This is a genomic window from Kitasatospora sp. NPDC001119 (assembly GCF_053598475.1).
The window spans coordinates 1-13,359 of sequence record NZ_JBSFKI010000022.1; the positions used below are offsets into that span (position 1 = coordinate 1).

The 13,359-nt window shown below is 72.5% G+C and carries 14 protein-coding genes, 1 pseudogene and 1 riboswitch; of the genes and pseudogenes, 9 read left to right on the forward strand and 6 right to left on the reverse strand.

All coding sequences use genetic code 11. The features are described 5' to 3' along the window. A pseudogene (locus ACWDD9_RS25680) lies at positions 1 to 219 on the reverse strand (N-acetylglucosamine-6-phosphate deacetylase); the annotation flags it as partial. Beyond that, positions 216 to 1,163 carry an ROK family protein gene (locus tag ACWDD9_RS25685; protein WP_449812774.1) on the reverse strand — a complete coding sequence of 316 codons (948 nt, stop codon included), beginning with the start codon at positions 1,161 to 1,163 and terminating at the stop codon, positions 216 to 218. The gene ACWDD9_RS25685 and the pseudogene ACWDD9_RS25680, both read right to left, overlap by 4 nt. 337 nt (positions 1,164 to 1,500) lie before the next feature. Here ACWDD9_RS25685 and ACWDD9_RS25690 point away from each other — a divergent pair, with 337 nt between their 5' ends. Continuing rightward, positions 1,501 to 2,781, forward strand: a complete 1,281-nt coding sequence (locus tag ACWDD9_RS25690; protein WP_387977172.1) for an extracellular solute-binding protein — start codon at positions 1,501 to 1,503, stop codon at positions 2,779 to 2,781. A 46-nt stretch (positions 2,782 to 2,827) separates the two neighbouring features. On the opposite strand, the gene ACWDD9_RS25695 is transcribed toward ACWDD9_RS25690, so the two are convergent. Next, complete coding sequence (locus ACWDD9_RS25695) at positions 2,828 to 3,178, reverse strand: cupin domain-containing protein (RefSeq protein ID WP_049655188.1); 351 nt, start codon at positions 3,176 to 3,178, stop codon at positions 2,828 to 2,830. 102 nt (positions 3,179 to 3,280) lie between these two features. Between ACWDD9_RS25695 and ACWDD9_RS25700 the strand changes: the two genes are divergently transcribed. Both ACWDD9_RS25700 and otsB read left to right on the forward strand, forming a co-directional pair. Then, on the forward strand, positions 3,281 to 3,508 hold the full coding sequence (locus ACWDD9_RS25700) for a DUF3263 domain-containing protein (protein ID WP_449812775.1): 228 nt from the start codon (positions 3,281 to 3,283) through the stop codon (positions 3,506 to 3,508). A gap of 329 nt (positions 3,509 to 3,837) precedes the next feature. Further along, on the forward strand, positions 3,838 to 4,662 hold the full coding sequence (gene otsB / locus ACWDD9_RS25705; protein WP_449812845.1) for a trehalose-phosphatase: 825 nt from the start codon (positions 3,838 to 3,840) through the stop codon (positions 4,660 to 4,662). Here the strand turns inward: otsB and ACWDD9_RS25710 are convergent. Together ACWDD9_RS25710 and ACWDD9_RS25715 are read right to left on the reverse strand one after the other, a co-directional pair. Beyond that, complete coding sequence (locus ACWDD9_RS25710; protein ID WP_449812776.1) at positions 4,649 to 6,115, reverse strand: alpha,alpha-trehalose-phosphate synthase (UDP-forming); 1,467 nt, start codon at positions 6,113 to 6,115, stop codon at positions 4,649 to 4,651. The two genes, otsB and ACWDD9_RS25710, sit on opposite strands and share 14 nt — an antisense overlap. A gap of 116 nt (positions 6,116 to 6,231) precedes the next feature. Beyond that, on the reverse strand, positions 6,232 to 7,269 hold the full coding sequence (locus ACWDD9_RS25715) for a glucosyl-3-phosphoglycerate synthase (RefSeq protein ID WP_449812777.1): 1,038 nt from the start codon (positions 7,267 to 7,269) through the stop codon (positions 6,232 to 6,234). Between the two features lie 111 nt (positions 7,270 to 7,380). Further along, positions 7,381 to 7,517: riboswitch (SAM riboswitch) on the forward strand. Positions 7,518 to 7,533: 16 nt separating this feature from the next. On the opposite strand from ACWDD9_RS25715, the gene thrC reads away from it, so the two are divergent. The 6 genes from thrC (at position 7,534) to ACWDD9_RS25745 (ending at position 12,583) form a co-directional block, all read left to right on the forward strand. Continuing rightward, positions 7,534 to 8,814, forward strand: coding sequence for a threonine synthase (gene thrC / locus ACWDD9_RS25720; RefSeq protein WP_074005446.1), 1,281 nt, complete (start codon positions 7,534 to 7,536; stop codon positions 8,812 to 8,814). Between the two features lie 35 nt (positions 8,815 to 8,849). Next, the gene (locus tag ACWDD9_RS25725) at positions 8,850 to 9,128 is read left to right on the forward strand and encodes a MoaD/ThiS family protein (protein WP_049652344.1); all 279 of its coding nucleotides are present in this window, start codon (positions 8,850 to 8,852) and stop codon (positions 9,126 to 9,128) included. Positions 9,129 to 9,666: 538 nt separating this feature from the next. After that, positions 9,667 to 9,870, forward strand: coding sequence for a cold-shock protein (locus ACWDD9_RS25730; protein WP_030289665.1), 204 nt, complete (start codon positions 9,667 to 9,669; stop codon positions 9,868 to 9,870). A gap of 336 nt (positions 9,871 to 10,206) precedes the next feature. Continuing rightward, positions 10,207 to 11,829 (forward strand): chaperonin GroEL, encoded by a 1,623-nt coding sequence (gene groL / locus ACWDD9_RS25735; protein ID WP_049652341.1) that lies wholly within the window; start codon positions 10,207 to 10,209, stop codon positions 11,827 to 11,829. Positions 11,830 to 11,989: 160 nt separating this feature from the next. Then, entirely contained in the window at positions 11,990 to 12,346 is a 357-nt protein-coding gene (locus ACWDD9_RS25740) for a hypothetical protein (RefSeq protein WP_049652339.1), read from the forward strand. A 63-nt stretch (positions 12,347 to 12,409) separates the two neighbouring features. Continuing rightward, positions 12,410 to 12,583 carry a hypothetical protein gene (locus tag ACWDD9_RS25745; protein WP_449812778.1) on the forward strand — a complete coding sequence of 58 codons (174 nt, stop codon included), beginning with the start codon at positions 12,410 to 12,412 and terminating at the stop codon, positions 12,581 to 12,583. A gap of 6 nt (positions 12,584 to 12,589) precedes the next feature. Here ACWDD9_RS25745 and ACWDD9_RS25750 read toward each other — a convergent pair whose 3' ends face one another. Continuing rightward, on the reverse strand, positions 12,590 to 13,300 hold the full coding sequence (locus tag ACWDD9_RS25750; RefSeq protein WP_449812779.1) for an HD domain-containing protein: 711 nt from the start codon (positions 13,298 to 13,300) through the stop codon (positions 12,590 to 12,592). Between the last annotated feature and the right edge of the window lie 59 nt (positions 13,301 to 13,359).

A 13,359-nucleotide genomic window follows, 5' to 3' on the forward strand; every position in this document is an offset into this window, starting at 1 on the left:
GGAGGCGTACGAGGCACCGCCGCCGCCGTGGACGTGCAGGTCGACGAAGCCGGGGACGACGGTGTACCCGGTCAGGTCGAGGTCGCCGGGCTCGGAGTCGCCGCCGAGGCCGGCGATGCGCTCGCCCTCGACGGCGAGGCGGTCGCCCTCGACGACGCCGCCGGGCAGGACCAGCCGGGCACCGGCCAGGGCAGTACGGTCACGGTCCGCGGTGGTCACGCGGTCACCTCCATGGAGAGCAGATCCCAGGCGAGCAGGCCCGCGCCCAGGGACGCGGCGGTGTCTTTGAGCATGGCGGGTACGACCTTCGGGGGCATCTGGAAGGTCAGTCGCCCGGTGACCGCCGCGCGCAGCGGAGTGAAGAGCGTGTCGCCGGCCTCGGCCAGCCCGCCGCCGACGATCACGGTGGACGGGTCGAGCAGGCTCTGGGCCAGCACGATGCCGTCCGCCAGGGCGTCGATGGCGCGCTGCCAGACCGCGAGGGCGCGGTCGTCCCCGGCGTCCACCGCGGCGGCGCAGGATGCCGCGTCGGCGTCGGGGTCGCCGCTGGTCTCGGCCCAGGCGCGGGAGACGGCGGAGGCGGAGGCCAGCGTCTCCAGGCAGCCGCGGGCGCCGCAGCCGCACTGCGGTCCGCCCGGGCGGACCACGACGTGGCCGATCTCGCCGCCGTAGCCGTGCGCGCCGGCCTCGATCCGGCCGTCGATGCCGATGGCGCCGGCGATGCCGGTGCCGAGGGCGATGAACAGGAAGCGGTCGACGCCGCGGCCGGCTCCGAGCCGGCCCTCGGCCAGGCCGCCGGAGCGCACGTCGTGGCCGAGGGCCACCGGCATCGCGCCGCCGTCCGGTCCGGCCAGGCGCTCGCCGAGGAGCTTGCGCAGCGGGAGCTCGCGCCAGCCGAGGTTGGCGGAGAAGACCGCGATGCCGTTCTTCTCGTCGATCGTGCCCGGGACGGCGACACCGGCCGCGAGCGGGGCGACGCCGAAACGGCTGCGGCCCTCGTCCGCCAGGTCGGTGGCGAAGTCGAGGATGGCGGCGACGACGGCGTCCGTGCCGTGCTCCCGCCCGGTCGGTCGGCGTGCCTCGAACAGCACGGAGCCGTCCTGGGCGAGCAGCGCGGCCTTCATGCCGGTGCCGCCTACATCGAGTGCGATGACGTGCTTCACGGAGGACAGTTTCCCTTGGGCGGGTAGAAGAGGTCTAGTCCAGTTGTCGGATTGGTCTGGTCCATACTGGGTGAGCTTTGTCGCAGCTGCGGGGGTGTGCGCGGCTTTGCGCCGGGGTGCGGGGCGGGCGCGGACCGGGGTGAGTGGGGGTTTTGTTGCGCATTGTGCAATGACGCCGAGCACTTCGATAACTACTGGGGCGGCGCCGGGCGGTGGTGTGGACCGGTGGTCGACGGGTTTGGGAGTGTTGCGCGTCCCCCTGCCGGATTCCCCCGTTCCGGCTGCGTTCACCCCCCGTTCCATCCCCCGTTCCATCCCCCCGAAGGCGGTACCCGCGTTGAACAGGCGCGTCCACGTTCCCACCCGTGTGCTCGGCGGTGCGCTGGCCGGAGCACTGGTCCTCACCGCGGTCAGTGCCTGCGGCGGGCAGGACGACGGGCCGGTCACCCTCAGACTGGTCGCCGCCGACTACGGGGAGAGCCCCGAGACCAGCTCCCAGCACTACTGGGACGCGGTCGCCAGGGACTTCGAGGCGGCCAACCCCGGGATCAGGGTCAGCGTCGAGGTGGACAGCTGGACCGAGATCGGCAAGAAGGTCGAGGACATGATCGCCGCCGGCAAGTCGCCGGACCTGCTCCAGACCGGCGGCTTCGCGGACCAGGTCGCGGCGGACCGGCTGTACCCGGCCTCCGACGTGCTCTCGGTGGACACCCAGGCCAGGTTCCTGGACACCTTCGCGCACGCCGGGCAGGTGGTCGGGACGCAGTACGGGATCCCGTTCGTCTCCTCCTCGCGGGTGCTCTTCTACAACAAGGCGGTCTTCCGGCAGGCCGGGATCACCCAGCCGCCGGCCACCTGGAACGAGCTGCGGCAGGACGCCGAGAAGATCAAGGCCAAGGTGCCGGGGGTGACCCCGTACGGGCTGCCGCTGGGGCCGGAGGAGGCACCGGCCGAGTCGATGCTGTGGACGCTGAGCGGCGGCGGCAGCATCTCCGACGACGTCGGCAACTACACCATCGACAGCGCCCAGAACCAGGCCACCTTCGGCTGGCTGAAGAGCAACCTGGTGGCCACCGGGCTGACGTACCCGGACCCGGGCAAGATGAACCGCACCCCGGTGTTCCAGGACTTCGCCGCCGGGAAGGTCGCGATGCTGAACGGGCACCCGACCCTGCTGCGGATGGCGACCGCCGGGAAGATCGAGTTCGGCACGGCGCCGATCCCGAAGAAGGACGGCGTCGGACGGACCGGGAGCCTCGGGGTCGCGGACTGGATGATGGCGCTGAAGGCGAACGGGCACAAGAACGAGATCAAGAAGTTCCTGGCGTTCGTCTACGGCAAGGACAACCAGCTGAAGTTCGACGAGCAGTACAACCTCCTGCCGGTCACCCAGGACGCGTTCGCCCAGATGTCGTCCGACCCCAAGCACGAGGACCTCAAGCAGTTCGCGGTCGGGCTCAGCAACGCGAGCTTCTACCCGTTCGGGGACCCGGCCTGGGGCGAGGTCAGCAACCGGATCAAGGCCGGGATCGGGCAGGCCGTGACGGGGGACCCGAAGCAGGTGCTCGAAGGACTGCAGGACGCGGCGGTGAAGGAAGCGGTGAAGGTCCGCAAGTAGCAGGCCGTCGGGGCCGGGGCGTGGTTCGCCCCGGCCCCGACGGGGCTCAGGGCAGCGTGATGGCGTAGGCCTTGCGGAGGGTCTCGTGGACCGTCCAGGTGGTGCGGTCGCCCTCGCGCAGCACCGCGCAGTCGCCCGGGCCGACCTCCAGGGTCGGGCCGCCCTCGACCTCGATCGTGGCCCGGCCGCTGAGCACCACGAACATCTCGTCCGCCTCGACGTCCGTGACCACGCCGGGGGTGATCTGCCAGAGACCGCGCAGGTGACGGCCGTCGGCGGACTCGGAGAGCACCCGGCCGGTGACCTCGGGGGTGCCCGAGACGATCTGGGACGGGTCGAGCGGGTCGGGGTCGAGGTCGGCGGTCGGGATGTGCAGGGCGAAGCTCGGCGTGGTCATGGGGGTGACGGTAGCCGGGCACGGGGAGCGGTGGGGCGAGCAGTGTGTGTCCGGGTCGCGCGCGAGAATGACACTCCGTAGCGGTGGACGGAGGTGTCGGCGGTGGGCGAGCTGAGCGAGCGGGACCGGGCGGTGCTGGCGCTGGAGGGGCGGCAGTGGCGGACGGCGGGGGCCAAGGAGCGGACGATCCGGGAGGAGCTGGGGCTCTCCCCGACGCGGTACTACCAGGTGCTGAACGCGCTGCTGGACCAGGAGGAGGCGCTGGCGCACGCGCCGGTGCTGGTGAACCGGCTGCGGCGGGTGCGGGAGGCTCGGCGGGGGGCCCGTTGACGGGTGGGGGGGTTCGGGCTCTCGGGAGGGTGGGGGGGCCGGGGGCGGCTCCGGGGGTGGTCGCTCCGGGGGCTGGATGATTTTCAGACTGCCAACCCTGGAGGTGGGGCGTTCAGACCGTTGGCAGTCTGAAAATCACCCGTCACGCCCCTCTCCGCGGCCACCCCCTGCGCCACCCCCTCCCGCAGCGCGTCCCTCTCGCTAGAGGGGAGGGGCGGGTGGGTGGGGGTGGGGGAGGTGGCCCTGGTGGGGGAGGTGGGGGGCTCCGGGGAGGCCGGGGTGCGGAGTGGGGGGCTCCGGGGTAGGGCTTCGGTATGGGCTTTGAAGAGATGTTCGTGCCGGGGACCGGGGTTGGGCGGGACGGGGTGCGGGCGGTGCTGGGCGCGCCCGGGGATGCCGTGATCGGGTTGGACTTCGACGGGACGCTGGCGCCGATCGTGGCGGATCCGGGGCGGGCGCGGGCGCATCCGGGGGTGGTGGGGGTGTTGCGGCGGCTGGCGCCGGTGGTGGGGGGCGTCGTGGTGGTGACGGGGCGGCCGGCCGGGGTGGCGGTGGAGTACGGGGGGTTCGCGGACCTGCCGGGGGTGGTGGTGCTGGGGCACTACGGGGCCGAGCGGTGGGAGGGCGGGGAGCTCTCGGCGCCGGAGGTGCATCCGGGGGTGGCGCGGGTGCGGGCGGTGCTGCCGGGGGTGCTGGAGCGGGTGGGGGCGCCCGAGGGGACGTGGGTGGAGGACAAGGGGCGGTCGGTGGCCGTGCACACCCGGCGGACGGCGGCGCCGGAGGAGGCGTTGGAGCTGCTGCGGGCGCCGGTGGGGGAGCTGGCGGCCGGGCACGGGCTGGTGGTGGAGCCCGGGCGGCTGGTGCTGGAGCTGCGGCCGCCGGGGGTGGACAAGGGGGCGGCGCTGACCGGGTTCCTGCGCGAGCGGGGGGCGCGGTCGGTGCTCTACGCGGGGGACGACCTGGGGGACGTGGCGGCCTTCGCCGCGGTGGAGGAGCTGCGCGGCGAGGGCGTGGCCGGGGTGCTGGTCTGCGCCGGTGCGGTGGGGGACGCGCCGGTGCGGGAGCTGGCCGACCGGGCGGACCTGGTGGTCGCCGGGCCGGAGGGCGTGGTGGAGCTGTTGGGGGCCTTGGCGGACGCGCTCACAGCGCGTTGAGCTGGTCCAGGAACCACTGCTGCGGGGGGAGCGCGGTGGCCGCCGCCGCCAGGCGCTTGGTGCGGTCGGCGCGCTCCTCCGGGCTCATGGTGAGGCCGGCGTGGAGGGCCTCGGCGGTGGCGATGACGTCGTAGGGGTTGACGGTGAGGGCGTCGTCCTTGAGTTCGGCGTGGGCGCCGGCCTCGCGGGAGAGGACGAGGGCGCAGCCGTGGTCGGAGACCACCGGGACCTCCTTGGCGACCAGGTTCATGCCGTCGCGGATGGGGTTGACCAGGGCGACGTCGGCCAGCCGGTAGGCGGCGAGGGAGCGCGGGAAGTCGTCGTCGACGTGGAGGATCAGGGGCCGCCAGGCGGGGGTGGCGAACTCGGCGTCGATCTCCTCGGCCAGCCGCTGGACGGCGGCCGTGTAGGCGCGGTACTCGGCGAGGTCGGTGCGGGACGGGTAGGCGAAGGCGATGTGCACCACCCGGTCGTGCCACTCGGGGCGGGTGCGGAGCAGGTGCCGGTAGGCCTGGAGGCCGCGGACGATGTTCTTGCTCAGCTCGGTGCGGTCGACCCGGACGATGGTGCGGCGGTCGCCGACGGCCGCGCGGAGGGCGGCGAGGCGTTCGTCGACGTCGGGGCGGTGGGCGCGCTCGCGCAGGAAGTCGGCGTCGGCGCCGAGGGCGTGGACGCCGAGGCGCGTGGTGCGGCCGTCGACGGTGACGGTGAGCGCGTCGTGGTCGACGGTCGCGCCGAGGAGGTCCTCGCAGCAGGCGGCGAAGGCGCGGGCCCAGCGCTGGGTCAGGAAGCCGGCCCGGTCGGCGCCGAGGATGCCGGTGAGGACGGCCCGGGCGACGTCGTCGGGCAGCATCCGGTAGTACTCGGGCGGGGCCCAGGGGGTGTGCGAGAAGTGGCCGATCCGCAGGTCGGGGCGGGCTTCGCGGAGCAGGGCCGGGACCAGGGAGAGGTGGTAGTCCTGGACGAGGACGGCGGCGTTCGGGGCGGCCTCGGCGGCGAGGGCTTCGGCGAAGGCCTCGTTGTAGGCCCGGTAGGCGGCCCACTCGGTGCGGAAGGCGGCGTCGAAGGAGGGGGCGGTGGGGGTCGCGTAGAGCAGGTGGTGGACGAACCAGAGGGTGGAGTTGGCGACGCCGTTGTAGGCGCGGGCGAAGGTCAGCGGGTCGATGTCCAGCATCCGTACGGCCTGGCCGCCGACCTCGTGGCCGGCCAGGTCGAGGCGGCCGTGGGGTGCCTCGGCGGCGGCCCTGCGGTCGGAGTCGTCGAGGGCGGCGCAGACCCAGACGGCGTTCGGGTCGTCGATGGCGGAGAGGCCGGAGACCAGGCCGCCGCCGCCGCGGCGCAGGGTCAGCGTGCCGTCGTCGGCGGTGCTGAAGGACACCGGTCCCCGGTTGGACGCCACCAGGACGGGGGCGGTGCCGGTCACGCTCGAACGGTTGGTCGTGAGATCGCCCATGGTTGGCATGTTGCCGTGGGGTCGGCGTGGCAAACCCGTGCGGCCCGTCGAAGAGAGGGCCCAGGGCCTCTCTTTCGGATCACGTCGCGCGCCTGGCATGATCCGAAAGAGAGGCCCTAATGGCGGGCGGCGTACTCGGGGAGGGTGTGGATCGGGGGGCGTTCGAGGGCGGTCACCGGGTGGGTGTGGGCGGTGAAGGCGCGGGTTTCCGGGTCGCGGGTGAACTGGGTGAGGTGGGGGTGGACGAGGTCGGCGGAGGCCTTGAGGCGGTGGGTGCGGTCGAGGCGTTCCAGGGCGGTCCGGTAGATGGTGGCGGCCATCCGGCCGAGGGCCTGGCCGTCCTGGTGGCGGTGGTGCCGGACGCCGACGTCCACCTGGGCGAGGGCGTCCAGGCCGGCCAGCTCCAGGGCGTCGACCAGCAGGCCGAGTTCGACGCCGTAGCCGGTGGGGAAGGGCAGCCGTTCGAGCAGTGAGCGGCGGGCCGCGTACTCGCCGCCGAGCGGCTGGACGAAACCGGCGAGTTCCGGCCAGTGGAGGTTGAGCAGGGGGCGGGCGACGAGTTCGGTGACCCGGCCGCCGCCGGCTGGCAGGACGGCGCCCTCCGACTCCAGCGGGCGGTCGTACATGGCCTTGACCAGCTGGATGGACTCGTCGGTGAGCAGCGGGCCGATGATGCCGGAGACGAAGGCCGGGTCGAACTCGCGCAGGTCGGCGTCGACGAAGCAGACGATGTCGCCGTGGGTGACCAGCAGCGAGCGCCAGAGCACCTCGCCCTTGCCGGGGACGGTGGGCAGCCGGGGCAGGACGGCGTCGCGGTGCTCGACCCGGGCGCCGGCCTCGGCGGCGACGGCGGCGGTGGCGTCGGTGGAGCCGGAGTCGACGACGACGAGTTCGTCGACGAGCGGGAGGCGTTCCATCAGCTCGCGGCGGATGGTGCGGACGATGTCGCCGACGGTGGCCTCCTCGTCCAGGGCGGGGAGGACCACGCTGACCGTGCGACCGGTGCGCTCCTTGGCGTCGAGCAGGGTGCGGACCGGCCGGTCGGCCGCGCTCCAGGAGCGGCGGCGCAGCCAGGACGCCGCCTGCGGGAGGAGCGCGGGAGTCGGTTCGGCGGGCACGGAGATCTCCTCGGCGAGGTCGGTGGGACGGGTCATCTCGCTTGGCGGACGGTCCCGTTCAGGTTTGACGCCTTCGGATACAGTCTTCGTACAGCGGTCGGACCTTTGCACGCCGGGGTCTCCGTTGAGCACCACCACAATTTCACAAGCTCATCCAGAGGGACTGAGGGAACGGCCCGTTGACGTCCCGGCAACCTTCTCGCGCGGCTGTCTGTCGACAGGCCCCGGCGGGACAGGTGCCAATTCCGTCCCGTGTCGCGACCGCGCCACGGGGAAGATGAGGAGAGAGGCCTCGCCATCATGGCTATCGACACTGCCGCACCCGTTTCCGTCGACCTCGGCCCGGCCGCCGCGCTGTCCTGTCGCGAGTGCGGCACCCGCTTCCCGCTCGGCCCCAGCTTCGCGTGCCTGGAGTGCTTCGGCCCGCTGGAGATCGCCTACGAGTTCGGCAGCGAGGGCGCCGAGGAGCTGCGCAAGCGGATCGAGGCCGGTCCGGCCTCCATCTGGCGGTACGCGCCGCTGCTGCCGGTGCCGGCCGACGTGGCGTCCAAGCCGAACCTGAACCCGGGGTGGACCCCGCTGGTGAAGGCGGACAACCTGGGCCGGGAGCTCGGTTTCACCGCCCAGCTGCACGTCAAGGACGACTCCGGGAACCCGACGCACTCGTTCAAGGACCGGGTGGTCGCGTGCGCGATCGAGGCGGCCCGGGCGTTCGGCTACACCACGCTGTCCTGCTCCTCCACCGGCAACCTGGCCGGCGCGGTGGGTGCGGCGGCGGCCCGGGCCGGGTTCCGGTCCTGCGTGTTCATCCCGCACGACCTGGAGCAGGGCAAGGTCGTCATGGCCGGGGTGTACGGCGGCGAGCTGGTCGGCATCGAGGGCAACTACGACGACGTGAACCGCTTCTGCTCGGAGCTGATCGGCGACCCGGCCGGCGAGGGCTGGGGCTTCGTCAACGTGAACCTGCGGCCGTACTACGGCGAGGGCTCCAAGACGCTGGCGTACGAGATCTGCGAGCAGCTCGGCTGGCGGCTGCCGGAGCAGATCGTGATCCCGATCGCCTCGGGCTCGCAGCTGACGAAGATCGACAAGGGGCTCCAGGAGCTGATCAGGCTCGGCCTGGTCGAGGACCGGCCGTACAAGGTCTTCGGCGCCCAGGCGGAGGGCTGCTCGCCGGTGTCGGCCGCGTTCAAGGCCGGCCGGGACGTGATCAAGCCGGTGAAGCCGGACACCATCGCCAAGTCGCTGGCGATCGGCAACCCGGCCGACGGCCCGTACGTGCTGGACATCGCCCGCCGTACCGGTGGCGCGGTGGAGGACGTCACGGACGCCGAGGTCGTGGCGGCGATCCGGCTGCTGGCGCGGACCGAGGGGATCTTCGCCGAGACCGCGGGCGGGGTGACCGTCGGCGTGCTGAAGAAGCTGGTCGAGACCGGGCAGCTGGACCCGGCCAAGGAGACCGTCGCGATCAACACCGGCGACGGGCTGAAGACCCTGGACGCCGTCTCCGATTCCGGGATGACCGCCGTCATCCGCCCGACGCTGGACTCGTTCCGCGCCGCCGGCCTCGTGTCCGCCTGAACCACCCGATAGGCCCCGCCCCCGCTAGGAGAGTCATGAGCGCCACCGTCCGCATCCCCACCATCCTGCGCACCTACACCGACGGCGCCGCCGAGGTGACCGCCGAGGGTGCCACCCTGGCCGAGGTCGTCGCCGACCTGGAGAAGAACCACGCGGGCATCGCGGCCCGCATCCTGGACGACACGGGCAAGCTGCGCCGCTTCGTGAACGTCTACGTGAACGACGACGACGTGCGCTTCGCCGAGGGTCTGGCGACCGAGATCAAGGACGGCGCCAGCGTCTCGATCATCCCGGCGGTGGCCGGCGGCTGCTGAGCCGACAAAGCAGAACCCGCGGTCGCCCGCGCGTACGGAAATCCGTTCTCCGTATGCGCGGGCGACCGCTCGCATTCCGGCGGGAATATTTCCGGGTCGAGTCGGAGTAGAGTGTGGCTCGGCTGGGAACAGGGTTTCCCTTTCGGCCCCCGCAGTGCTCGGCCCGGGGGCGTCCGGCCGCCGGGGGCGGACCGTGAAACATGTCAGGCAGATGTCAGAATTCGCGCGGGCATTTGAGTAATTCGTCCGCTATGTCCGGCGTGGAATGCCGAGATTATTCCGATTCGATCCGTCCTGTCCCTTGACGCCTTGGCGGAATTACCGGCGGTTGGCCCTGTTGCAGAGGGCGTCGATCCGGATACATTCAGCGGCGGTCGACGCAATCACCCGCTCACCGGAGGCCGCCCGGCGTTCCGCGCGGATGGTTGCGGCGTGCACGGCTGCGCCCAGGGGGGGTTCCCCGGGCCGGCCTTCAACCAATCCGGGCCCGCGACCTGCGGGCACGTGAAGGGCCAGCACAGCACTAGGGGAGTTCGGAATGGCTCAGGGCACCGTCAAGTGGTTCAACGCGGAGAAGGGCTACGGCTTCATCGCGGTCGACGGTGGTGCGGACGTCTTCGTCCACTACAGCGCGATCCAGATGGACGGCTACCGCACCCTCGAGGAGGGCCAGCGGGTCGAGTTCGAGATCTCCCAGGGACAGAAGGGCCCGCAGGCGGACATGGTCCGCGCGGCGGTCTGACCCCTTCCGACTCCAGGAGCTCGGCGCGGCCCTACGGCTGGTGACCACTCGCTTCTCGACGGGCCCGTGCGACGCGTGTCGTACGGGCCCGTCGGCGTTCCCCGACGCGGCTCCGCCGGGGCTCCGGCGACGGCTCGCGGATCGTCGATTGGGCTTGCACTCGACCACCCGGAGTGCTAATCATTGGCGTTAGCACTCACAGCGTGAGAGTGACAGCGGACCGGGTCGGTGAGGCCCCCGGGAGCGGTAGGGGAATGGACCCCCGCACACCAGGGCCGTCCGTCGCGGGCACCCCTTGGTCCGAGCAGTCGACCGTGTCCCGGAGGACCACTTCAGATGGCCAAGATCATCGCCTTTGATGAGGAAGCTCGCCGCGGCCTTGAGCGTGGCATGAACCAGCTCGCCGACGCCGTGAAGGTCACGCTCGGCCCCAAGGGCCGCAACGTCGTGCTGGAGAAGAAGTGGGGCGCCCCCACGATCACCAACGACGGTGTCTCCATCGCCAAGGAGATCGAGCTCGAGGACCCGTACGAGAAGATCGGTGCGGAGCTCGTCAAGGAGGTCGCCAAGAAGACGGACGACGTCGCGGGTGACGGCACCACCACCGCCACCGTGCTCGCCCAGGCCCTGGTTCGCGAGGGTCTGCGCAACGTCGCCGCCGGCGCCAACCCGATGGCCCTGAAGCGCGGCATCGAGAAGGCCGTCGCGGCCGTCTCCGACCAGCTGCTGGCCCAGGCCAAGGACGTGGAGACCAAGGAGCAGATCGCCTCCACCGCCTCCATCTCCGCCGCTGACACCCAGATCGGCGAGCTCATCGCCGAGGCCATGGACAAGGTCGGCAAGGAAGGCGTCATCACCGTCGAGGAGAGCAACACCTTCGGTCTGGAGCTCGAGCTCACCGAGGGCATGCGCTTCGACAAGGGCTACATCTCCGCCTACTTCGCCACCGACCTGGAGCGGATGGAGGCGACGTTCGAGGACCCGTACATCCTCATCGCCAACTCCAAGATCGGCTCGGTCAAGGACCTGCTCCCGCTGCTGGAGAAGGTCATGCAGAGCGGCAAGCCGCTGGTCATCATCGCCGAGGACGTCGAGGGCGAGGCCCTGTCGACCCTGGTCGTGAACAAGATCCGTGGCACCTTCAAGTCCGTCGCCGTCAAGGCCCCGGGCTTCGGTGACCGCCGCAAGGCCATGCTCGGCGACATCGCCATCCTCACCGGTGGCACCGTGATCTCCGAGGAGGTCGGCCTCAAGCTGGAGAACGCCGGCATCGACCTGCTGGGCACCGCCCGCAAGGTGGTCATCACCAAGGACGAGACCACCATCGTCGACGGTGGCGGCGACAGCGAGCAGGTCGCGGGCCGCGTGAACCAGATCCGCGCCGAGATCGAGAACAGCGACTCGGACTACGACCGCGAGAAGCTCCAGGAGCGCCTCGCCAAGCTGGCCGGCGGCGTGGCCGTCATCAAGGCCGGCGCGGCCACCGAGGTGGAGCTCAAGGAGCGCAAGCACCGCATCGAGGACGCCGTCCGCAACGCCAAGGCCGCCGTCGAGGAGGGCATCGTCGCCGGTGGTGGCGTCGCCCTGCTGCAGGCCGGTGTCGCCTTCGACAAGCTGGAGCTGGAGGGCGACGAGGCCACCGGTGCCAACATCGTCAAGGTCGCGCTGGAGGCCCCGATCAAGCAGATCGCGACCAACGCCGGCCTGGAGGGTGGCGTCGTGGTGGAGAAGGTGCGCAACCTCCCCGCCGGTCACGGCCTGAACGCGGCCACCAACACCTACGTCGACCTGATCGCCGAGGGCATCATCGACCCGGCCAAGGTGACCCGCTCCGCGCTGCAGAACGCCGCCTCCATCGCGGCGCTGTTCCTCACCACCGAGGCCGTCATCGCCGACAAGCCGGAGAAGGCCGCCGCGGCCGCCGGCGGCGGCATGCCGGGCGGTGACATGGACTTCTGATCCTGATCGCTCCGATCGGATCGGCTGGTTCCTCGTCCGTGTGGGCGGCTCCCTTCGGGGGGCCGCCCACACGGCGTTTCGGCGTCCGGAAGCTCCGGGGCCCGGGCGTTCGGACGTCCGGGCGTTTCGGCGTTCGGGCCGGTGGACGGAGAATGGACGGATGGCTTCCGACGACATCGAGACCGCCCTGCACAACGCGCGGGCACTGATCCTGGCCGACCTCACCGCGCGGGACGTGGCGGACGCCGCCGTCGTCTCGCTGGTGGAGCAGGCCGTGACGCACCGCCGCTGGTGGCTGGAGCAGTGGCCGGACGGCACCGAGTACGTGCTCGGGCTGGTCGCCCAGGACGTCCAGGACGCGCTGCTGGAGGCGTACGGGCGCTGGCCGCTGTGCACCGGGTGCGCGGCCGACGGGGACCCGCACGCGCTGAGCGTGGAGCCCGAGCTGGGGCCGGAGCCGCACTGGGTGTGCGGCAAGCAGGGCGCGGTGGTGGCGCCGGTGGGGAAGCTCGCCTAGCCCGGCCGGCTCGGGGCCGGGGGTGCCTTCCGGGGGTGGTGCGCGGGTGGGTACGGTGCGCGCATGAGGCGCTGGGTGTGGGGTGTGGCGGGCGGGTGCTGCGGGCTCGGGCTGTGGTGGGCCGTGCTGGAGGCGGTGGGGGCCGGCCACGACGCGTGGTGGGCCGTGGCCGGGCGGGTCCTGGCCGTGACGGGGGGCGTGGCCGCCGCGGACCGGGTGCGCGGGCGGTGGGGCTGACGGGCCTCAGAGGGTGTCGAGCTCCGAGGTCAGGTTGGCGCGGGCGGCCGCGGTGAAGCGCTCGCGGGCGGCCGGGGTGCGGTAGAGGTCCGGCAGAGCGAGCAGGTGGCGCAGGACGGCGGCCCGGCCGGCCGCGAAGTCCGGCGCGGGGACGAAGCCGTACTCCTCGCGGACCGCGGCCGCGTACGCCGCGTACGCCCCGGGGGAGCCGCCGAGGACGGCGAGGTCCGCGTCGCAGAGCACCTCGCCGTCACGGTCGTCGGGGGCGGGGTCGTGGCCGACGGTGAGCAGCACGAGGCGCTCGACCTCGGCGACCCGCTCGGCGGGCAGCCCGGCGGCGGTCAGCGCGCGGACGGCCAGGGCGGCGCTGCGCTCCTCGTTCTCGGTGCGGTCGGGGCGGTAGACGGCGTCGTGGAACCAGGCCGCGAGGCGGACGGCCTCCGGGTCGGCGGCGTGCCCGGCCAGCTCGTCGACCAGGCCCAGCACCGCGCGCAGGTGCGCGGCGGTGTGGTAGCGGCGTTGCGGCTCCGACCAGCGGCGCAGCAGCTCCCGGCCGTACGGCTCGGGGTCGACGGCGGCCCCGCAGCGGTGCAGCAGGGCGGTCCAGGCGGTGAGCAGGTCGTCGGTGGGCGGGTCGGCGAGCGGGCCCTCGGCGGGCGCGTCGGCGAGCGGTTCCTCGGCGGGCGGGGCGTCCTCGGTGGTCGGCATGGCGACCATTGTGGCGGCCCGGTCGGGTGCCGGACCCGGGGGAGTGGGCGCTGGACCTATAGGTAGGT